The sequence below is a fragment of the Nodularia spumigena CCY9414 genome, assembly GCF_000340565.2.
Lineage (GTDB): Bacteria > Cyanobacteriota > Cyanobacteriia > Cyanobacteriales > Nostocaceae > Nodularia > Nodularia spumigena.
In genome coordinates, this window is record NZ_CP007203.1 from 670,961 (window position 1) to 691,831 (window position 20,871).

General features: G+C 40.9%; 17 protein-coding genes. 14 read left to right on the forward strand and 3 right to left on the reverse strand.

Annotated features, from left to right (window positions below; translation table 11 throughout):
* Positions 1–58 precede the first annotated feature (58 nt).
* The 13 genes from NSP_RS27340 (at position 59) to NSP_RS26675 (ending at position 13,773) form a co-directional block, all read left to right on the forward strand.
* On the forward strand, positions 59–1,591 hold the full coding sequence (locus NSP_RS27340; RefSeq protein ID WP_006194244.1) for a hypothetical protein: 1,533 nt from the start codon (positions 59–61) through the stop codon (positions 1,589–1,591).
* Entirely contained in the window at positions 1,588–2,724 is a 1,137-nt protein-coding gene (locus NSP_RS27345) for an Eco57I restriction-modification methylase domain-containing protein (RefSeq protein ID WP_006194243.1), read from the forward strand. The genes NSP_RS27340 and NSP_RS27345 overlap by 4 nt, the downstream gene beginning before the upstream one ends.
* Before the next feature lie 48 nt (positions 2,725–2,772).
* A complete protein-coding gene (locus NSP_RS27350) occupies positions 2,773–3,531 on the forward strand; it encodes a hypothetical protein (protein ID WP_006194242.1) in 759 nt (252 codons plus the stop codon).
* Between the two features lie 72 nt (positions 3,532–3,603).
* Entirely contained in the window at positions 3,604–4,176 is a 573-nt protein-coding gene (locus tag NSP_RS03075; protein ID WP_006194241.1) for a transposase, read from the forward strand.
* A gap of 135 nt (positions 4,177–4,311) precedes the next feature.
* Entirely contained in the window at positions 4,312–4,536 is a 225-nt protein-coding gene (locus tag NSP_RS03080; RefSeq protein ID WP_006194240.1) for a hypothetical protein, read from the forward strand.
* A 38-nt stretch (positions 4,537–4,574) separates the two neighbouring features.
* Positions 4,575–5,027, forward strand: coding sequence for a type II toxin-antitoxin system VapC family toxin (locus NSP_RS03085; protein WP_006194239.1), 453 nt, complete (start codon positions 4,575–4,577; stop codon positions 5,025–5,027).
* A 291-nt stretch (positions 5,028–5,318) separates the two neighbouring features.
* Positions 5,319–5,777, forward strand: a complete 459-nt coding sequence (locus NSP_RS03090) for a hypothetical protein (protein ID WP_006194238.1) — start codon at positions 5,319–5,321, stop codon at positions 5,775–5,777.
* An 8-nt stretch (positions 5,778–5,785) separates the two neighbouring features.
* Entirely contained in the window at positions 5,786–7,042 is a 1,257-nt protein-coding gene (locus tag NSP_RS03095; RefSeq protein WP_006194237.1) for a DEAD/DEAH box helicase, read from the forward strand.
* Positions 7,043–7,350: 308 nt separating this feature from the next.
* Positions 7,351–8,841 (forward strand): asparagine synthase B, encoded by a 1,491-nt coding sequence (asnB, locus tag NSP_RS03100; RefSeq protein WP_006194236.1) that lies wholly within the window; start codon positions 7,351–7,353, stop codon positions 8,839–8,841.
* A gap of 35 nt (positions 8,842–8,876) precedes the next feature.
* Positions 8,877–10,130 (forward strand): class I SAM-dependent methyltransferase, encoded by a 1,254-nt coding sequence (locus NSP_RS03105; protein ID WP_006194235.1) that lies wholly within the window; start codon positions 8,877–8,879, stop codon positions 10,128–10,130.
* Positions 10,131–10,140: 10 nt separating this feature from the next.
* Positions 10,141–11,118, forward strand: a complete 978-nt coding sequence (locus NSP_RS03110) for an ABC transporter ATP-binding protein (RefSeq protein WP_006194234.1) — start codon at positions 10,141–10,143, stop codon at positions 11,116–11,118.
* 202 nt (positions 11,119–11,320) lie between these two features.
* On the forward strand, positions 11,321–12,895 hold the full coding sequence (locus tag NSP_RS03115) for a glycine betaine ABC transporter substrate-binding protein (protein WP_006194233.1): 1,575 nt from the start codon (positions 11,321–11,323) through the stop codon (positions 12,893–12,895).
* A gap of 632 nt (positions 12,896–13,527) precedes the next feature.
* Positions 13,528–13,773 (forward strand): hypothetical protein, encoded by a 246-nt coding sequence (locus tag NSP_RS26675; RefSeq protein WP_410175160.1) that lies wholly within the window; start codon positions 13,528–13,530, stop codon positions 13,771–13,773.
* Positions 13,774–13,944: 171 nt separating this feature from the next.
* Here NSP_RS26675 and NSP_RS03125 read toward each other — a convergent pair whose 3' ends face one another.
* A complete protein-coding gene (locus NSP_RS03125; RefSeq protein ID WP_006194231.1) occupies positions 13,945–14,721 on the reverse strand; it encodes a glucosamine-6-phosphate deaminase in 777 nt (258 codons plus the stop codon).
* A 171-nt stretch (positions 14,722–14,892) separates the two neighbouring features.
* Here NSP_RS03125 and NSP_RS03130 point away from each other — a divergent pair, with 171 nt between their 5' ends.
* Positions 14,893–15,555 carry an HAD family hydrolase gene (locus NSP_RS03130; RefSeq protein ID WP_006194230.1) on the forward strand — a complete coding sequence of 221 codons (663 nt, stop codon included), beginning with the start codon at positions 14,893–14,895 and terminating at the stop codon, positions 15,553–15,555.
* A gap of 220 nt (positions 15,556–15,775) precedes the next feature.
* Here the strand turns inward: NSP_RS03130 and NSP_RS03135 are convergent, their stop codons facing one another.
* Both NSP_RS03135 and NSP_RS03140 read right to left on the reverse strand, forming a co-directional pair.
* Positions 15,776–18,190: a DUF4114 domain-containing protein gene (locus NSP_RS03135; protein WP_006194229.1), complete on the reverse strand. Its 2,415-nt coding sequence runs from the start codon at positions 18,188–18,190 to the stop codon at positions 15,776–15,778.
* A 99-nt stretch (positions 18,191–18,289) separates the two neighbouring features.
* Positions 18,290–20,809 (reverse strand): metallophosphoesterase, encoded by a 2,520-nt coding sequence (locus tag NSP_RS03140; RefSeq protein ID WP_006194228.1) that lies wholly within the window; start codon positions 20,807–20,809, stop codon positions 18,290–18,292.
* Positions 20,810–20,871: the final 62 nt, after the last annotated feature.

Below are 20,871 nucleotides of genomic sequence, written 5' to 3' on the forward strand. Positions count from 1 at the left end.
TTGAAGACCAACAAAATTGACGGGTAAATTTGATATTTTCAGTGGAGTTAAGCGGTAAATGGGTGTAGCAGGTATTACTTTAGCGGGTGTGCAGTTCGAGGGTAACTTACTAGCAGCAGATATGACTGCGGAACTGTTAGCAGGGAGTATCAAGGGACAAGCAGCAGAGGACTTTGGACTAGCCAAAACTGAGAAATTAGAAGATGAAATTGCGATCGCCTGGGGTTATGCTAAGGCGTATTGGGCAGATTTTCAACGTCAATTAAATAAACTCAATGCTGAGGATACTGCTACCAGTGTAACCCGTGAAGTTTGGGCTGTACCTTTGTTACGGACTCTTGGATACACCCTTGTTTATACCGCCAAAGCTGAAATCGTAGACGGACAAACCTACGCCATATCTCATCGCGCTTTCTTACCAGCAGACGCTTCAAATACCAATGACGTATCCCTAACTGAACCGAAAGAAATATTAGCAATTACGAATTATCCCCCTATCCATATTATGGGTTGTCGGCTGGATATAGATAAACGTCCTCCCAGTGGAACACCCCGGTTATCAGCACACGGGTTAGTACAGGAATATCTTAACAAGACAGAGCATCTTTGGGCGATCGCCACCAATGGATTGCGCTGGCGGTTATTGCGCGACTCTTCCCTAATGACGCGCCTTACTTATATCGAATTTGACCTAGAGCAGATTCTCAACGGTGAGAACTTTGCCGAATTTGGCTTATTTTATCGGCTTTTCCATCGTTCTCGTTTACCCAAAACTGCGGATGATGCGGATAAATGCTTATTGGAATATTACCACCAAGAGAGCTTACAACAAGGGGGAAGGGTACGGGATAGACTGCGCGACGGGGTAGAAAAAGCCTTAAAACAGCTAGGTAATGGATTTATTCAACATCTTGAAAGTGAAAAATTACGCCAAAAACTAACACACCTAACCCCCCAAAATCCTGCCCTCCAAGGGAATGAAGACAGTTCCTCTCGCCTTGTAGGAGAGGGGTTAGGGGTGAGGTCTTTTTATCGTCAATTGTTGCGGCTAATTTATCGCCTATTATTTTTAATGGTAGCTGAATCGCGCCACTTATTATTAACTGGGAAAGATGCCGAAACAGCCAGAATTTATCAGGAATATTACAGCATTGAACGGCTGAGGGAATTTGCAGAACGCCCCCGCTATCGGCGAGAAGGATTTCAAGATATTTGGCAAGGTTTGCGGGTGACATTACAAGGGAAAGAGGAGCATGATATAGAAGGGAAAGGGGAGCATGAGATACAAGGAAATGAGGAGAATATCTTACCCCCCTCTCCTGCTAGGAAAGGGGCTGGGGGAGAGGTCATATCAGCCGCAGAAGAAGCGTTATTAAGTCTAAAAGTAATAGATCCTGCTTGTGGTTCTGGACATTTTTTATTAGCAGCAGCAAGACGCATAGCTAAGGAATTAGCGAAAATTAGAACCGGGGAATCTCAACCAGCACCGGAACCTTTACGTCAAGCTGTGCGGGATGTAATTCAAAATTGCATTTATGGGGTAGATTTGAATAGTTGGGAGATTTTGGGGAATCTACACCCCTGGATGTGAAAAAGAAGCAGGAAAAATATCAGGAATTGCGGAAGATTCCCGGTTGGTGGCGTGATTTTTCTGCTTGTAATTTATGGACTGCGGCGTTTTTTATGACGTTGACGGAACAGAATTTACAATTATTACCAACTACTGCGGCTTTAGTTCAGGTTTTAGCAGGTAATTTAACTAATAAAAGATTGATTGAAGCTGCTAATAAGTTAGCTGAGGAAAAACACTTCTTTCACTGGCCTTTAGAATTTCCTGAAGTTTTCAACCCACAGCCCAATAATTACGAATTACCCAAGGGTTTTGATTGTGTTTTAGGAAATCCACCTTGGGAGAGGATTAAATTACAAGAAAAGGAGTTTTTCGCTTCTTTTAGTTTAGAAATTGCAAATGCACAAAATAAAGCAGTGCGGGAAAAGTTGATAAAGGAGTTACCAAAGCAAAATCCAGCTTTAGCACAAGCTTTTGAAGATGCTAAACATGATGCGGAAGCACAGAGTAAATTTATTCGGGAAGGGGGGAGATTTCCGTTAACTGCGGTGGGTGATATTAATACTTATGCTGTGTTTGCGGAAACTACGAGATGTTTGATTTCTGTTCATGGAAGAGTTGGGGTAATTGTTCCTACAGGAATAGCAACGGATGATACTTGTAAACGGTTTTTTGGTGATTTAATTAAAAAGCAGAATTTAGCAAGTCTTACAGGTTTTGAAAATGAGGCTTTTATTTTCCAGTCAGTTCATCATGCTTTTAAATTCTGTACTCTAACTATCACTGGTGAAAAAATCAAAATTCAACAAACAGATTTTATATTTTTCTGTCGTTATTTTGCAGATACTAACAATTTACAACGTCATTTTAATCTTTCACCTCAAGATATTTCGTTAATTAATCCTAATACTCTCACTTGTCCAATTTTTAGAAGTAGTCAAGATGCAGAATTAACTAAAAAAATATATCAAAATGTACCAGTTTTAGAAAATGAAAATACCGGAATTACCCCTTGGGGTATTTCATTTATGCGTATGTTTGACATGAGTAATGATAGCGGGTTATTTCACACCCAAGATCCTCAACAAGATCCCGGACTTCTTCAAGAAGTCCGGGATCTGAGGCCACAGGAACAAGATCCCGGACTTCTTTGAGAAGTCCGGGATCTGAACACCCAGAAACTACCATTATATGAAGCGAAAATGTTTCATCAATTTGATCACCGTTGGGCTACTTATACAGATAATGGTGATACTCGTGATTTAACAGATGATGAAAAAAGCGATTTATCTTTTACTGTTAAACCTCGTTATTGGGTAGATAAAAAAGAAGTTGAAAATAAGTTAAGTGATAAGTGGGATAAAAATTGGTTGTTAGCTTTTAGAGATATTACTAATTCAACTAATGAACGCACTACTATTTTTAGTTTATTACCTAAAGTTGCAGTAGGTCATACAGCACCAATCTTGTTGAGCAATAAAAATACTTTTCTTATTTCTTGCTTATTAGGAAATTTTAATAGTTTAATTTTAGATTTTCTTACTAAACAAAAAATAGGAGGTACTCATCTTACTTTTAGCCTTATTCGTCAACTCCCCGTCATTCCCCCAGAAAAATACACCCCAGAAGACATCGAATATATCACCCCCCGCGTATTAGAATTAGTATACACCGCCTGGGATATGCAACCCTTCGCGCAAGACATGGGATACAACGGAGAACCCTTTATATGGAACCCCAACAGACGCGCCTTAATCAGAGCAGAATTAGACGCATATTACGCCAAACTTTACCAACTCACCCGCGACGAACTGAGATATATATTAGACCCCAAAGAAGTTTATGGTGCAGACTTCCCCAGCGAAACCTTCCGCGTATTAAAGAACAACGAAATCAAACAATTTGGCGAATACCGCACCCAAAGATTAGTCCTAGAAGCGTGGGATAGAATGTTTAAATAAATCTTACTAAGACCAAGATACCGGACTTCTCAAAGAAGTCCGGTATCTGAAACACCACAAGGGTATCTAAAAATGCCACAAAGAAAAACACCATTAAAACCTGATAACTTTTACCATATTTATAATCGTGGTAACAACCGTCAAAACATTTTTTTTGAACGGGATAATTATATATATTTCTTAAAACTAATGAAACTACATCTTATCAATCATGTAGATATTTTAGCTTATTGTTTAATGCCCAATCATTATCATTTTCTACTATATTTAAAAAATGAAAATCTATCTGACGCAATGAAATCACTTTCCGTAGCTTATACAAAAGCAATTAATAAAAGGTTTAATCGTTCAGGAGTATTATTTCAAGGACGTTTTCAAAATCTTCATGTCACCGAAACAGAATATTTAATTAATCTTGTCCGTTATATTCATTTAAACCCCATCAAAGCGGGAATAGTTGATAAAATAGAAGAATGGGAATTTTCAAGTTATTTAGAATATGCAGGACTAAGACCAGGAAAACTACCTACAATGGACTATATTAAAATGGAAATAGATAATGAAATAGAATATCGAAAATTTTTAATAGATGAAAAATTACCCCATAGCGATAACTTTCGTAAACTCCTACTTGATAACGACTAAAATCCCAACTTAGATCCCGGACTTCTTAAAGAAGTCCGGGATCTAAACGATCTAAAACACCATAGCTGGCGCTACGATATCAGAAAATTGTATATGATACAATATTAAAGCTTAGTAAATCTAGGAGAAACAAAAATGACATTTAAAGAAGAGCTAGTTGCAGAAATTGAAACCATGACAGAAGCACAAATAGCAGAATTGCTGATAATGGTAAAAAACATCAAAACTAAAAAAGCAAAACCTCCTCAACGTCCAGGGTCAGGTAAATCAATTTTACGCCATGCTGGTAAATGGCAGGGTGATGATCTTAAAGATTGTTTACAAGCAGTTTATGATTCCCGTGGAGTAGCGGAATTTTAATAAAATCAATTAATTAAATAATCTAAAAGTATATTTTTATGTATTTACTTGATACTAACCATTGTAGTGCTTTAATTTTTGGTGATTCTCTGATTATAGATCATGCGAAAAATGCTGGAGAATCTAATTTAGCTATTTCGGTAGTAACTGAAGGAGAATTACTATATATGGCTGAAAATTCTCAAAAAATAGCAGATAACTTGCGGATTATAGAAGATTTTATAGCAGATATTTCTATTTATGATATAAATGATAGCGTCAGCCATATTTATGCAAAACTGAAAGCCAAAATTATGGATAAATTTGCCCCAAAGGAAAGAAATAAACGCCGGAAAACCAAAATTACTGATTTGGGTATTGGTGAAAATGATTTATGGATTGCTGCTACTGCTATAGAAAATAATTTAATTGTAGTTTCTCGTGATAGCGATTTTCAAAAAATTCAACAAGCATGGAATTTTTCTTTAGAAAATTGGCATATAAATGGGTAAATAAATACCTAAAAAAATCGATAACTAAAACAAATACTTCCTCAACAGGTTTTACAGAAATTCCGTTATCTTCAATTATTATTATATCTTCAATTTTATCAAGAAAAATCAAAAAAATCAAATATCCAACAACATCCTCTAAATCCTGGATATCCTGATATGGCTACGTCACACTACGCTATCATACAAAAAATCAATCTTAAAAGCACACCAACAAGATCCCGGACTTCTTTAAGAAGTCCGGGATCTGAAAACAAGGGGATCTGAAAACAAAACTATCAATTAAAACTTATGAAAATCCCAGTTAAACTTCAAGAACTAATCCCACAACCAGAAGCAGCCATTTTATCAATTAGTTCCCTCATGGGACAAAAACTAGCATTAGTTGATTGTACAAATCTCGCTTCCCTCACCCCTGAACAACTAAACCTAATTTTCACCCATATTCCCCCAACATGGGATTATGCAGAAATCACAGAAATCTTTGATGCTGACACCCTCACAGAAACCTTTGCTATCCAACTTTGTGAATATATCGACCAGCGCTTAGGACGCACCCCCAAATCTTCCGTAATTACGTTAGCGAAGCTCTCCCAAAGGGAGCATTACCAACTACCAATTACTGATTCTCTCGATATATTCAATTTCCGTAATCAAATTATCGGCGACTATCGCCGCTATATAGAAAGCTTCTTAAAAATCCGCGATACCTCCGTCATCCAGAAATTACCGGAGTCAGGGAAATATTAGTATATCCCATGAACGCCCTGATTAACTCCCAAGAAGAAGAATTAAATAAATTTCTTAATAACGTACCTAACACCCATATTCGCATTGCTAAATATACCGGACAAGAAAGTTTAACCAAAAAAACCGAAATTCAAAATAACCCACCCCATATATTATTAACCAACTACGTGATGCTGGAACTAATGCTTTCCCGCACCCACGAAGAAAAACTGGTTGCTTCCCCCGAATTAAAATTTTTAGTATTAGATGAACTCCATACCTATCGCGGTAGACAAGGTGCAGACGTAGCCATTTTAATTCGTAAACTCCGCCAACGCTGTGGGCAAAATCTTTTGTATATTGGGACAAGTGCTACCATGTCCACAGAAGGAACACGCACAGAACGCCGTCAAGTAGTTGCAGATGTCGCCAGTAAATTATTTGGTGTAAGAATTAAACCCGATAACGTCATAGACGAAACCTTAGAACCTTCGATTAAACGGGCTGAACCGACTATAAAAGAACTGCGAGAAAGTATTCAACAAGGTTTACGCGCAGAATCAGAACAAACATTAGAAAACTTCCAAAACCATCCCCTGAGTTCTTGGATAGAAATGACCTTTGGTTTAGAAGATAAACAAGGTCATCTTGTCCGACGTACACCCATAAGTTTAGAAACAGGTGCAGAAAAATTAGCTAATATTTACGCTCCTAACTCTACTTCAGCACTAGAAAATCAGGATGCGAATATTTACGCTCCTAACTCTACTTCAGCACTAGAAAATGAGAATGCGCTCAAGGGCGACTACGAAATATGTTTAAATGTTCTCAAACAAATGTTTTTATGGGGAAGTAAAACCAAAGGACTAGCATTTCGCCTACATCAATTTATTTCTCAAGGTGGTAGTGTTTACGCTACAATCGAAAGTCCAGAAAAACGCTTACTCACCCTCGAAGGCCAATATACCACCACAGAAGACCGATTACTTTATCCCCTCGTCTTTTGTCGGGAATGCGGACAAGACTATTACGTAGTCAACTACAATAACGACAAACAAATAGTCCTTCCCCAACTCCCCACAGCTTTAAATATGAGTCCCGAATATGCAGATATTCAAGCAGGTTATCTAACCTTAGATGAACCAGGACTTTGGGACTCTAGAACTGATGAAGAAAGACTTCCTGACTCTTGGTTTACCGAAACCAAAAAAAAAGGACGAGTTCCTAAAAAAGACTTTGCTAAATTCCTTCCCCAAAACAATACCTTAGCCAAATTACGAGGGTGAGATGATAATGCTTCAACCATGAACTCCCGTTTCTTGCTAGGCTTGGCAAAAACAATCAGTCCTAAAAATTCCTTGAAGGTTTCCCACAAGGGTTTTTTAATGTATTGACGGTAGGATAAGGGTTTTAGATTCTAAACAACCTTTTTCTCGAAACGCTTATGTATGCTTGTTTTTGCCGTTTTTGCCAAAAATTATCAAGGCTCTTATTTTGGCTAAGGTATTGAAATCTATAAATCTATAAATTTATTAAACCTTAATAAGTTTATAGATTTATATTATAAGATTATAAAGGTCTAATACTACGAATTATGTGTGGCATTCTTGGCGTTTTCGGCGCAAGTGTAACAAATAGCGATGATTTCCAAGAAATGTTATCAACTTTGGCTCATCGAGGCCCTGATGATATTGGGGTAATTGCACAGGATAACTTTGTCTTGGGACACCAGCGTTTATCTATAGTGGATGTGGAAGGTGGTCATCAACCTTTATGCGCTGCTGGGCAAAAACTTTACGGCATTTGTAACGGCGAGATTTATAATTTTCGGGAATTAAGAGCAGGTCTGAGTCAGAATTATGACTTTCAGTCGCACGTTGATAGTGAAATTCTGCTGCCATTGTACCAAAAGTTAGGTTCTAAACTAACCAGCAGTCTGGATGGGATGTTTAGTTTTGTTATCAGTGACGACCAAGAATTTTTGGCAGCGCGCGATCGCATTGGCATTAAACCCCTCTACTATGGTACTACTGGAGAAAATATTTACTTTTCTTCAGAAATCAAAGCCCTGGTAGAACATTCAGATGAAATCAAAGAGTTTCCCAGTGGTCATTATTATCACTCTACCCAAGGAATAAAACCTTACTACCAACTTCCAGAAGCACAGACTTTCATCACAGATTTAGATACTATTCTGGAAAAAATCCGGCAGACATTATCTCAAAGTGTGCAGAAGCGGCTAATGTCTGATGTACCAGTGGGAGTCTTCTTAAGTGGCGGGCTAGACTCCAGCATTATAGCAGCTTTGATGCGGCAACATATACCAAATCTGCATTCCTTCTCTGTAGGATTACCCAATTCACCTGACCTGAAAGCGGCTCGTTTAGTTGCGGAACATTTGGGGACCATTCATCACGAATACGTCTACACAGAAGCCGAGATGTCAGCAGTTCTCCCCGATGTAATTTATTATCTGGAGTCCTTTGACCCCGCTTTAGTTCGTAGCGCCATTCCCTGTTATATCGTCTCTCAACTAGCGAGTAAATACGTCAAGGTGATCCTTTCGGGAGAGGGTGCCGATGAGTTGTTTGCTGGCTATAGTTACTTTGCAGATTATGACGATGCGATCGCATTACACAAAGAATCAGTCACAATTATTAAAGGATTACACAACCTGAATCTGCAAAGATTGGACAGAATGACAATGGCTCACGGCTTAGAAGGACGTGTCCCATTCTTAGATACTGACTTTATCGAACTATCCCTAAGCATCGATCCCACACTCAAATTATACAAGACCTTTGGCATTGAAAAATGGTTACTACGTCAGGCTTTTAGCGACTTACTACCACAAGAAATAGTGTGGCGGGACAAAATGGAATTTGCCCAAGGTTGCGCCTCTTCCACAGTCTTAGAAGACCATGCCAATAGTTGCATTACTGAGCAAACTCTAGAAGAAGCTCAAAAAAAGAAATTTCCTGTAAGTAGCAAAGAAGAGTTATTCTATTACCAGATTTTCCGAAATCATTTCACACATCCGGATGCTGCTGCTCTCATTGGTAAGTGGCAAGGTACTCTTCATTGAAGCTGAAACTCTGTAATTTATCACAAGGAAAAATCATGCAATCAGTTGGAGAACAAACCTACTCACAAGCTGTCAAAGAGGGAAAATACGATCTTTATGTCGGCAACCTTTTTGGTAAATATGATAACGTCCGCACCTATTGGGAAGATCAATTAACTCGCATAGCTTTTAGACCATTTTTACTCGACCTTGTGGAACGTCGGCGCAAGGAAAACCGAGGTGTCAGAATTTTAGATTTGGGTTGTGGTTCTGGACAAGGCTATGAAATTCTCGTCAAAATTGATAGCCGTGATCTAGACTTGGGTTTACAGCACGAAAGAGTGCTACCAGAAGATAGTATTGACTTGTATTACGGCGTAGATATCAGTCAACCGATGGTTGATAAAGGTGAAGTCTTATTTGCGGATAAACCTAATGTCAAATTTGCTCAATTAGACCTGCGAGACGGTTTAGGCAGAATTAAAACCGCAGAAAAGCCCTTTGATATCTACTTTTCTTCATATGCGGCGCTGTCTCATCTTTCTAAAAAACAACTGCAAAATTTGTTGCAGGATATTTCCGCACACGGTACAAACGAGAGTCTAGTCGTATTAGATTTAGTCGGGCGCTACTCCATCGAATGGCCAGAATTTTGGTCAGCAAATTCCGAAGATGAAAAAGTGCGCGACTATACCATGAGTTATCTTTACTCCGAACCAGTGAGGGAAAGCTTAGACATTGAGAAATTTCCCCTGAGATTCTGGACAGGCAATGAAGTTAAAGAACTAGCTCAAGGACTCACCGCAGAAACAGGAGTGGGACTAGAAGTATTAAAACTGATGGACCGCTCTATTCTCGTCGGTCGTCATACAGACACCAGAGAATACAATCAGCAACTAAAACCGATTCGCAGGTTGAGCAATTGTTTGCATGAAGATTATTTTCGCACTGACTTGCAAACATTGATGCTTGATGAGAGAATGGTTCCCAACCACCCTGAAGTAGCTCCATTTCTGCACAGTCTGATTAAAGCCTGGAACATCTTGGTAGATTACACCCAAAAAAGACTTCGCAACGAAATTCAACTCACCGATTTAAGAGACTGGGATGAGTTTCCCAAACCCTTGCATTTTGCCCTGATGACAATGGATCGGGTGATTGCAGATGTAGGCTGGATGTGGTATGGAGACCCTAGAGCCAACATTATTGAGCCGCAATTGGGTTATGCCTTGCGAACCTTAGAATACGAAATGCAGACTGGGATGGGCTGCGGTCACGGTCTTCTGGCAATCTTAAAAGTCCAAAAATAACTTAATTTTAATGATTGATGTAACCAATCTCACAAAGCGATACAAAGATTTGACTGTGGTAGATAATATTTCATTCCACGTTGCTGAAGGGGAAACTCTAGGCCTAATTGGCACTAGTGGCTGCGGCAAAACTACCACCCTAAAAATGCTGAATCGATTAATTGAGCCAGATTCAGGTCAAATTTTGATTGCTGGACAGGAAATCAGCCGTCGTCGTCCCGAAGTCCTGCGCCAAAGTATCGGTTACGTCATTCAGAATATCGGACTTTTCCCTCATTACACCGTGGCTGACAACGTAGCTGTTGTACCCCGGTTATTGAAATGGAAGGAAAAAAACATAGTTCGCCGCACCTCTGAGTTACTCAAACTTGTGGGACTAGCGCCAGAAAAATTTGCTCGGCGTTATCCCCAAGAACTCAGTGGGGGGCAGAAACAAAGGGTAGGATTAGCACGCGCCCTCGCTGTTGATCCTCCGATTATCTTGCTTGACGAACCCTTTGGAGCATTAGATCAAATTACCAAACGACAAATTCAGCAAGAATTTAAACAGCTGGAGAGTTTGTTAAATAAAACAATTGTGTTAGTGACCCATGATATTTTTGAAGCAGTAACCTTGTGCGATCGCATTTGTCTAATGGACCAAGGAAAAATCCGGCAGATTGGCACACCCAAAGAGTTGATATTTAACCCGCACAACGACTTTGTACGTAACTTTTTCCAAGCCTACCTATTTCAACTAGAACTACAAGTCACCACACTGAAAGATTTACTTCCCTGGCTATCGAAAAAAGAAACCGACACCGAAAACTTTCAGGAACACGAAGAAAACACCAGCCTATTAAAAATTCTCGAACAAATACAAACATCCCTCAAAAATTCCTTTATCCAGATTAAAAATTCGCAACATAGCGCAATTGCCATAGTCAGTGGTGAAGACCTGCTTGCTGCATTTTACCAATTCAAAGAATCACTACATAACAATTCTTAGGGTTTAAAAAAACGCTCCGAATTCTCTTCCTTCTTCCTTTGTGTCCTTTGTGTCCTTTGCGGTTCGTTCCTCTTAAATAGTACTTACGCATAAGTCAGGGAAAAACGAACCACAGAGGCGCAGAGTACACAGAGAAATGAGGGTTTGAGAGGTTTTTTCGTAAGTCCTCTTAAAATAACACAACTAATTATCCCAACCTAACATGACCAACCTTTGGACATTTTTTATCAATTCTAGAGAAGAAATTGCCAAACAAACAATAGAACACCTGGGACTAACATTAGCCTCGCTATCAATTGCCATAGTCATCGGTGTCTTAGTAGGCATTATTTTAACTCGCTATAAACAAGTAGCTAATAACGTTATTGGTATAGCTGGTATGATCCAAACAATTCCTAGCGTTGCCCTATTAGGTTTCATGCTCCCCGTATTAGGAATTGGAGTTACCCCAGCCATAGTTGCCCTATTTTTATATGCCCTATTACCAATCATCCGCAATACCTTTATTGGGATTGAAGAAGTAGATGATTCCATCAAAGAAGCAGCCAAAGGTATGGGTATGCCTAGCTCTCAAATTTTGTTAAAAGTAGAATTACCCCTAGCCACCCCGGTAATTTTTGCAGGTATCCGCACTGCCGCCGTTACGAATGTTGGTGTAGCCACCCTCTGCGCCTTAATCGCTTCCGGTGGGTTAGGACAATTTATTTTTCGTGGTATCGCCTTAAATAATACAGATATGATTCTAGCTGGGGCAATTCCCTCAGCTGGTTTAGCTTTAATGTTAGATTTTCTGCTTGGTGTCCTGCAAAAAAATGTTACCAAGTTAATCAAGCCCATTCTAGTTACAAGCTTAGTATTACTGAGTTCTGCAATTTTGTGGGCGTTAACTATTTCTACTCCGGCCGTCTTCCAAGCTGGATTTACATCAGAATTTATGGAACGTGCTGATGGCTATCCCGGCTTAAGAGAGCATTATGATTTGCAATTTAATACTTTGGAACTAGACCCAGGACTGATGTATGAAGCAATTAAAGAAAAACAGGTAGATGTTATTAGTGGCTTCTCTACAGACGGGAGAATTAAAGCCTATGATCTGGAAGTGTTAGAAGATGATAAAAATTACTTTCCGCCCTACTATGCAGCACCTTTAGTCAGAGGTGAAACCCTGAGAAAATATCCAGAAATAGGAACAGCTTTAGACAAATTGACAGGTAAAATTTCTGATGAAATCATGGCAGAACTTAATTACCTCGTTGATGAGAAAAAGCAACCACCTAGTCAGGTAGCCAGGGAATTTCTCCAAAAGTTAGGTTTCAAAACATCTACCCAAAGAAGCGGTGCAGCTGATATAATTGTTGGCTCGAAGAATTTCACCGAGCAATATCTGTTAGCAGAGATGTTAGCAGTGATTATTGAAAATTACACAAATCTTGATGTAGATTTAAAAACGGGACTAGCTGGGACACAAATTGCTTTTAATGCCCTAATTAAAGGAGATATTGACCTTTATCCTGAGTATACGGGAACGGGACTATTAACTATTATCCAAGTAGACGAAGAAACTCGTGACGAAATTATTCAAAGTAAGGATCAAGTATTCAACTACGTCAAAGAAGAATCGAAAAAGCGTTATGATGTAGATTGGCTAACCTCCTTTGGTTTCAACAACACCTATGGACTGATGATGCGTAGGGAAGATACAACCAAATTCAATATTAGTTCTATTTCTAATTTGAAAGAATATTTAGATAATCTGAGTAATTTAAACGATATTTAGAGGTGAGGGGTAATTCGTCAATTAATTTCCCTGAGAATCGCTATAGGATTCATATTTGATTTATGAAACACAAGTAGTGGACTGACAAGCCTAAAACAGTGCGTTAGACAAAACTTTTTTGGGGGAGGGCAAGGACTGCCCTCCCAGAACAGGCATCTTGCCTGTTCCACAAGAAAATTATAATACAACATTTTAGCCTTGCCAGTCCAGTACGGCACCAAGACCACAGAAGACGGTGCGTTAGGCTAAAGCCATAACACACCCTACATATACTACATATACTTAGATTTTTTCAATAATCAAATCGGATTCCTATATATCCAGAGTAATAAGCTGAGTGACAATAAAATCATACTTAAGTTTAAAATAAAACACCATCAACGTATGAGGTTTTTATTTACTAGCGTATAGAGAATGAGAATGTGCAAATAATTATGTTCACATTTTTGGTAGAAGATAATATTTATGCATGAAATCAGTGGTGTGTGGTTTCAACTTATATAAGCTTTCAATGCTCAAGAAAGTATCATTACTCATCACTGACAGCAGTTTTCAGGTAAATGAAGTACAAATTCTTATGTTAAAAATCTTGTGGGGTGGGCATCTTGCCCGCCCTAGTGTACTTCATCCAAATGAAATATTCTGTAAATACATTTCAGCTAATCGTCTTTATGGTACAAGATATTATTTTTTGTCTCAAAGAAGCTACTTCTTATTATATTTTGAAAAAATACTCCGCACCCAAAACTCCTGCTGATTGTTTTGTCAATCCTCCCTGTGACTGTGAAAATCCTGGAAAGAAACTGAAGTGTGAGGACTGTACCTATTTAGAAGCTTGTTTATCTCATTTTAAACTCGGTCATAAACCAATGCCATAGAACCTCACCCCAACCCTCTCCTTAGTAAGGAGAGGGAGCCGGAAAGGGGGAGAACCTCACCTCAACCGTAGACGCTACGCGAAAGTAAGGAGAGGGAGCCGGAGAGGGGGAGAACCTCACCTCAACCGTAGACGCTACGCGAAAGTAAGGAGAGGGAGCCGGAGAGGGGGATTAAGGGAGGGATAAACTGGCAGAATTTACATCTAAAAATAAGGTTGCTTGGGATTGTTGACGTAAAATTGAGGCCGGACAATTGGTGTTAATTGAGCCTTTTAGCATCTGTTTTACTACCGGGGCTTTACGTTTTTCTGGTGCTAGACAAATAATTTTTTTGGCTGAACAAATCAAAGGCAAAGTTACAGTAAAAGCATACTGGGGAACACTATCAATATTGGGAAATTGACCTGTGTTAACTTGTTGCTGGCGATTGGCTGTATCTAGTTTCACCAGTTTGACGCTGTAAGGATCTTGAAAATTCGCTACTGCGGGGTCGTTAAAAGCTAAGTGTCCGTTTTCACCAATACCAAGACAACATAAATCAATGGGTTGGGATTGCAATAGTTTGGTGTAGCGATCGCACTCTATGAGAGGTTCCAATGCATCACCTTCTATATAATGAAATTGTCGGGGAGAAACCCGCTTCTCTACACGTTCTTGCAGATATCGCCGGAAACTCGCCGGATGAACAGCCGTAATTCCCAAATATTCATCTAAATGAAATAAGATAATCCGTGACCAATCTACACCACCCAACTTAATTAAAGCATCGAGAAATTTGAGTTGGGAATTTCCTGTGGCTAACAGTACTGCTGCGGTTTCCTGTTGCTGGAGAACTTGCTGTAAATAATTTTGGGCGATTTCGGCAACTTTCTCTGCCATTTCAACTTCAGAGTTATAAATCTGCACCAATAAATCATCAACGCGAAAAAAGTTTGTAGCGGCTAACATTTGCTTATATGGAATATTTGACAATAATCCACTGACATCCTTTCTTTAGTATAGATTTGAGAATTTCAAACAGTTTTATTCTTGTATTAACCCCAGCACAATCATTGAGGACAAAAAACCCTGTAAACTATGTAAATTAACTTCATAATTATTTACAGTTTACCAAAAATCATGCTGGCTGCAATTCTCTTTGACTTAGACGGCACTATCGTCAATACTGACCCCATACACTACCAAGCGTGGCAGAAAATGCTACTGAGTTACAATATTCAAATTGATGAAATATTCTATAAATCTCGAATTAGTGGCCGACTAAACCCAGAAATTGTTAAAGATATTTTGCCACAATTATCAGTAGCTGAAGGTCAAAAATTTGCAGATGAAAAAGAAACGCTTTTCCGCCAACTCGCCCCCGATCTTCAAGCATTGAATGGATTTGCTGAACTCATAGCATGGACAGAAACACATCAGCTAAAACGGGCTTTAGTAACTAATGCTCCTAGACAAAATGCCAAATATATGCTAGAAGTTTTAGGAATTAAAGAAATTTTCCACACGATTGTTTTAGCTGATGATTGTAGAGCAGGTAAACCTGATCCTGAACCCTATCAAGTTGCTTTAAACAACTTAGGAATTGTAGCAGAACAAGCGATCGCTTTAGAAGATTCTCCCTCTGGCATTCGTGCCGCAGTCGGTGCAGGTATTCGTACCATTGGCATAGCTTCTACCCATGATCCGCAAGTGTTGCAGCAATTTGGCACATTGATGGCAATTCCAGATTTTACTGATTTGCACTTGTGGAAATTCCTCAATTCTTTGATCAAGGTCGAATAAACGAACCGCAGAGGCACAAAGGACACCGAGTTATGAGACTTTGAGGGGCTTTTTGTGTGAGGTGATTGAGTGTTTTTATTTGGAAGTCCCTTAGCGCAGCGTACACAGCGCAGCGAGTATTTTAGATTGAAGATTTGAGATTTGTTCCGCCCACAAGGGGCGGGGCTTGTACCGAAGAAATCATCCAAAATCCAAAATCCAAAATCTAAAATTGCTGTGGTCAGACTAGGCTTAATCCATTTATTTGAACAACAATGTCATCAAAGTCATTGTCACCACCCCCAGGTAAATCCTCAAAGCCGAAGATGTTGTTACCCAGCAATTTTACATGGTTGCTGCTGTCAAAGTTAGTACTAATACCGCTCACATAAAGGTTACTAAAGTCAGGTTTGACTGAGTTTATATTGCCATTTGTCACCAAGAAGGGCAGCAGAACATGGGCGGCTAGGTCAATACTGGTAAGTATTTCAAATTGACCATTGTTAGCAAACTGTCCAGTTTGGTTGTTGGCAAGGCTACCAGTCAGCACGGAGTGGTCACGGACTGCACCTAAGTATTCCTGACGATTACCAAGGTCAGCTACACTCAAACCTGTCAGTGGATCGACAACTGCACCTGTAGTTCTTTCGGCTAAGTAAAAACCCACCAAATTATCAAAAGCTGCTTCTCGGTTAAGGGTAGCTTCGACCTGAATTTTGATTGTATCCTGTTCAGAAGCAGCAGTAGGAATTAAGTCTCTCAGACTAAGGGCTGGAAAGCTTTCACTGTTAACCTCAAGTCCCTGAGTATAAATTTCAACATTAGTTGCGTTAATAATCTCTGCCCCAATGTTAAAACTACCGCCTGAAAGTGTGAAGCTAGTGGAAGTAACGTCTCCAATAGTTAACTCAGTCATGGCATTAGTCCCCACTTCCCGCAGTTGAAACCGCACTGTTCTACCGTCGCTGTCCTTAGTACCCAGGGACGACTGGAGATTAGAAAGAACTGAGTTGATACCAGTAGGTAGCCCAGAAGCATCGCCCAAAGTAGTCAAAATTGTTTGAGTTGTACCATCCCGGAAGATAGCCTCTAGCACCTGAGATGAAGAGGTTGAGCCTTCCACAGAGAATTTAAAGGTAGTGCCAAAGATTGTTGTCAAGGGGTCGCTTTGACCATCTGTGATCGTCACCGTCAGGGGATTGTTCTGATTAACCCCAATCACAGAAGGCGCAGCAGAGTCACGGATGACCCCAAGAGTTGGGTCTAAATCTCCCTGTCCATTATCTTTTAAGAACAGTGTCGCCCCATCAAAACGACCATTACCATCTCGGTCTCGCAGTACTACACCTAAGCCATTATTCGGATTGAAGTCAGTGAGGGAGAACTGACCGTCAACCAGCTTCAAAAAGGCGTTGTAGTCGGGAGCGTCTGATGGTCTTTCACTAAATATCACTTCTGCCCGTTGAATTCTACCAGAGAAGATATCAGGGTCAGAACCAGGAGTAGGGGCAATGGTGAATGATAACAGTGGTGTATGTAACTCACCATCTGGAATATCCTGTGTTAATCTCTCCAGCAGATTGGTATCACGGAGAATATTAATAAAATTGATATCGGTGATTTCAAAATTACCGGGAAGCAGGTTAATCAAGCTAGGGTCAACTGGGTCTGGGTCAACTGGGTCTGGGTCAACTGGGTCTGGATCAACCGGGTCTGGATCAACTGGATCTGGGTCAACTGGGTCGAGTGTCTGAATATTTACAGGTACTAGAGGATGATCTTGCTGCTGAGAAAAGACATCACGGCCTGCTACTAATGCAGTCGGCTGGATACCTAAGAGACGGGCTAAGGGTACTTCTGTATCCGATAACAGACCAGTTATCAAGGTGTCTCCATCCTGCAAAATTGCCTTTACCCCTGTCAGACCGGGTAGACCAGCAACCACCAGGCGATCGCTTCCTGGTTTAAAATCTTTAATTACAGCAAACTCAGTGGGTATCGAAGCATTGGCGACGTAAAAAATATTCGCTCCCCCGCTTCCTGTCAGAATACCACCGTTAGCAGCAGCAAATAGTTGATCATCTCCTTCACCGCCAAACAGTTCATCGGTAGCGTCTCCTGCAATCAAGCGGTTATGACCAGATACGCCAAACAGTTGATTATTTCCCGTACCACTAGAAGCATCTAGAAAATCGTCTCCGTCGCCCCCATGCAGAAGATTAAATCCACCACCATCTGAAACTATCAGCCTGTCGTTACCTTCTCCGCCGTAAAGCTCATTATGGCTACCTTCAACCACAATCAGAGTATCATTACCGGCAGCACCATATAATTTATTTCCCCCAATAGCACCTGCGGCAAACAACTGATCATCCCCATCACTACCGTAGAGAGTATGGTTATTATCACCAATCAGCGTGTCATTACCTAGCCCACCAAATAAAATTACCTCTCCTTGGGAAGTAGTAGCGTCAAGAATGTCATCACCCACCAAGCCAAATACTTGAATATCCCCTGTAACGGGAGCGAATATTTCATCTTCACTATCAGTACCAAATATTCTGGACTCATTGACTATACCTTCTGTGGCTTCTTGAATAGCCTGGGCTTCTAGTGCTTTGAGAATATTTGCTGTTTCTGTATTTATTAAATTCATTTCAGTAGTTTGTGATTTGTAATTACCTGAGAATTAAATATTTGCGGCTCTTCCTAGTGCTAGGAGGGCAGTGTTTTAGCTGCCCCTTCCTAAAATTTGTTAGATGAAGACAAATTGCTGCTGATTACTCAGGTCAAGCTGAGTTTGGTTCACTCCTTCTAACAAGGCAATATCAGTACCACCAATTTGAATTAAGGTATCACCGTTCTGACTCAACAAACTGACTTGGTTAGCAGTAATACCACCCATACCGATGCGGTCTATTCCTACTTCAAAGTCCTTGACTACGTTGACAGCATCAGGTATGGAACCAGCGTCTACTAACCAGAAGTTATCTGCGCCTGCACCACCCCAAAGTAAATTGTTACCGCCCTGTCCGGCATAGAGGCTATCATCACCATCTCCACCAAACAGGCGATCGCCTACTGTGGAGTACAATGTGTCATCACCGGAACCACCATAGAGGCGATTGTTGCCGTCGGCACTAGAACGCAGTACATCATTACTAGAACCACCAAAAAGCATTTGCCCACTTCCTTCGGCAACTTGCAGGTTATCGTTATCAGCCGCCCCAAGCAGGATATTAGACTCAGCCGCTTCGATGACCAGGAGAGTATCATTACCCTTACCGCCATCTAACACACTGCCACCAGCCGCACCTTGTGCGCCGAGCATCAAAGTGTCATCACCGTCACCACCACTAGCATGAGATGCACTGGCTACCATAATGGTGTCATCACCCTCGCCACCAGAGATGTCTGCATAGGAAACCAGACTGGCATCAACGCTATCATCACCATCCCCAACAAATACCGTTTTTAGTGGTTGGTTACGGTTCAAAACGATATCGTCAGATTGTGCAGTGCCGAAAATTAAAGGATTAGCATCTAAAGGCGCACTGGCTATTTTGCCTTCTGTATCCGCCAACAACAGAATCTCATCTCCGTAAACCCGACGTTCAGTGTTAGTCAGGTTGTAATCGCTATCCAGAATCGGGAAACTATAAACTGGAGTCATGACAATTTTGGCACTGGCTCCGCCGACGGGATTTAAGCGCTCCAAGTTTACTTCTAAGTGACCGTAGTGCTTACCCCCAGCAATCAGTTGAGCAACTCCATCAATTTCTTGCCACAACTCCGATTCACTTTGGTCAGCAGTCCACTGGCTAAACTCGTTGTAATTTAGTAGAGGTTGGTCTAATCCAGAACCATCTCGTTTTTGACCTCTTAAACCATCACCAGCTACCCCCACATCGTAGTAGCTCACCCCAATTCCATCACCGTCTTCATCCACAAAGCTGCGCTCGAACATCTCACTATGGCCAGACAATACCCCTGCTACGCCATACTCTTCAAACAGGCTATGGTATTGCCGCATGGGTGTTCCGCCCTGACCGGTGGAAAGGGCATGGTTCATGGGTTGACCGTGTTCACCACTGCTGTAGGGGGCATGATGGAACTGGGCAAAAATAATCTGCCCTTGGCTGCGGGCATCTTCAAGCTGTTCTTTCACCCAATTCCATTGAATGCTACCAGGATTGAAGTCAGCTAAGTCAGTACCACCTGTGGCCTCATACTGCTCACGGGTGTAGTTGTCTTGAGTATCAGTTCCAGGGCCTGTGTACTCTGTGCCACTAATTTTAGCAGGTTGTCCTTCACCACCGTAGTTAGAACGGCGGTCATCTGGTTCGCCATTGGAACTATCAAGGGTGAGGACAGTAATCGGACCATAATCAATGCGATAGTAATTGTCCCGATGCTCAGGTGTGCCATTATCTGGGGCATCAAAGTAAACATGATACTTCTCCCGCCCAAATTGGGGGCCAAATCTGCCGTCTGCATCTGTGCCATAGCCACCATTCAAAGCACCGAAGTTTTCCCAGTTGCCCAGGGCTGGTAAAATCGGGTATTGAGACAAACCGCCATCGTATTCCCCAGCATTGTGTCTAAAGAATTCATCCCAACCTGGCTGATAGCCTCCTCCTTGCACTAAGTCCCCAGGCATCATCAGAAAATCTGGGTTACGGCTGTTGACAATGGCTAAATTCTGGCGGTAGCCTTCAGTTTCAGTCAGAGCATAACGCAAAGTTTGAGAAGCCCCAGAACCACTAGTACCAAATGTGCCAGCCCATTGACTATCATTGAGTGCCGGACGTTCTAATGAATTGGGGTCTAGGGAACCGGGTTGCCATTCACGATTTGTAACTCTACCCTGGGGTTGGGTTTCACTGTCGGACATAGCCACAAAGCGAACACTAGACCAGTCTGTGTTACTGGGGGCAGTCTTAAAGGTGGAGGTGAAAGTGTTTGTTCCTAGACTGACTGTGTAGTTATAGGTTTGTCCAGGTAATAAACCTTGTATATCTAAAGCGTGCTTATAGTTATTGTCACTGATTAACCATGAGCCTGGCTCTAGCCCAGAGATATTTTGATTTTTCTCAGCCGTGGTATAAACCAACAAAGGTTGAAATGCGGGGTTACTAACTAAGGTCAGGGGAGTGTTTAATCCTGGACCAGTTACGGTTACGGTTCCAGTTACATCCTGCTCGGTAAACCAGGTAAGGTAGATGCCTTCAGATGATGGATTTTGGAGATAGGGATTGACCCGAAATTCAGACATTGTATGCAGCCTCTCAAATAGTAGTTTTTTTGACCGAAGAAGCAGGGGGAGCAAAGCCCTTC

Coding starts and splice junctions, on each gene's coding strand:
- NSP_RS27340 (WP_006194244.1), top strand. CDS start 59: ATGGGTGTAGCAGGTATTACTTTAGCGGGTGTGCAGTTCGAGGGTAAC.
- NSP_RS27350 (WP_006194242.1), top strand. CDS start 2,773: ATGTTTCATCAATTTGATCACCGTTGGGCTACTTATACAGATAATGGT.
- NSP_RS03075 (WP_006194241.1), top strand. CDS start 3,604: ATGCCACAAAGAAAAACACCATTAAAACCTGATAACTTTTACCATATT.
- NSP_RS03080 (WP_006194240.1), top strand. CDS start 4,312: ATGACATTTAAAGAAGAGCTAGTTGCAGAAATTGAAACCATGACAGAA.
- NSP_RS03085 (WP_006194239.1), top strand. CDS start 4,575: ATGTATTTACTTGATACTAACCATTGTAGTGCTTTAATTTTTGGTGAT.
- NSP_RS03090 (WP_006194238.1), top strand. CDS start 5,319: ATGAAAATCCCAGTTAAACTTCAAGAACTAATCCCACAACCAGAAGCA.
- NSP_RS03095 (WP_006194237.1), top strand. CDS start 5,786: ATGAACGCCCTGATTAACTCCCAAGAAGAAGAATTAAATAAATTTCTT.
- asnB (WP_006194236.1), top strand. CDS start 7,351: ATGTGTGGCATTCTTGGCGTTTTCGGCGCAAGTGTAACAAATAGCGAT.
- NSP_RS03105 (WP_006194235.1), top strand. CDS start 8,877: ATGCAATCAGTTGGAGAACAAACCTACTCACAAGCTGTCAAAGAGGGA.
- NSP_RS03110 (WP_006194234.1), top strand. CDS start 10,141: ATGATTGATGTAACCAATCTCACAAAGCGATACAAAGATTTGACTGTG.
- NSP_RS03115 (WP_006194233.1), top strand. CDS start 11,321: ATGACCAACCTTTGGACATTTTTTATCAATTCTAGAGAAGAAATTGCC.
- NSP_RS26675 (WP_410175160.1), top strand. CDS start 13,528: ATGAAATATTCTGTAAATACATTTCAGCTAATCGTCTTTATGGTACAA.
- NSP_RS03125 (WP_006194231.1), bottom strand. CDS start 14,721: ATGTTAGCCGCTACAAACTTTTTTCGCGTTGATGATTTATTGGTGCAG.
- NSP_RS03130 (WP_006194230.1), top strand. CDS start 14,893: ATGCTGGCTGCAATTCTCTTTGACTTAGACGGCACTATCGTCAATACT.
- NSP_RS03135 (WP_006194229.1), bottom strand. CDS start 18,190: ATGAATTTAATAAATACAGAAACAGCAAATATTCTCAAAGCACTAGAA.
- NSP_RS03140 (WP_006194228.1), bottom strand. CDS start 20,809: ATGTCTGAATTTCGGGTCAATCCCTATCTCCAAAATCCATCATCTGAA.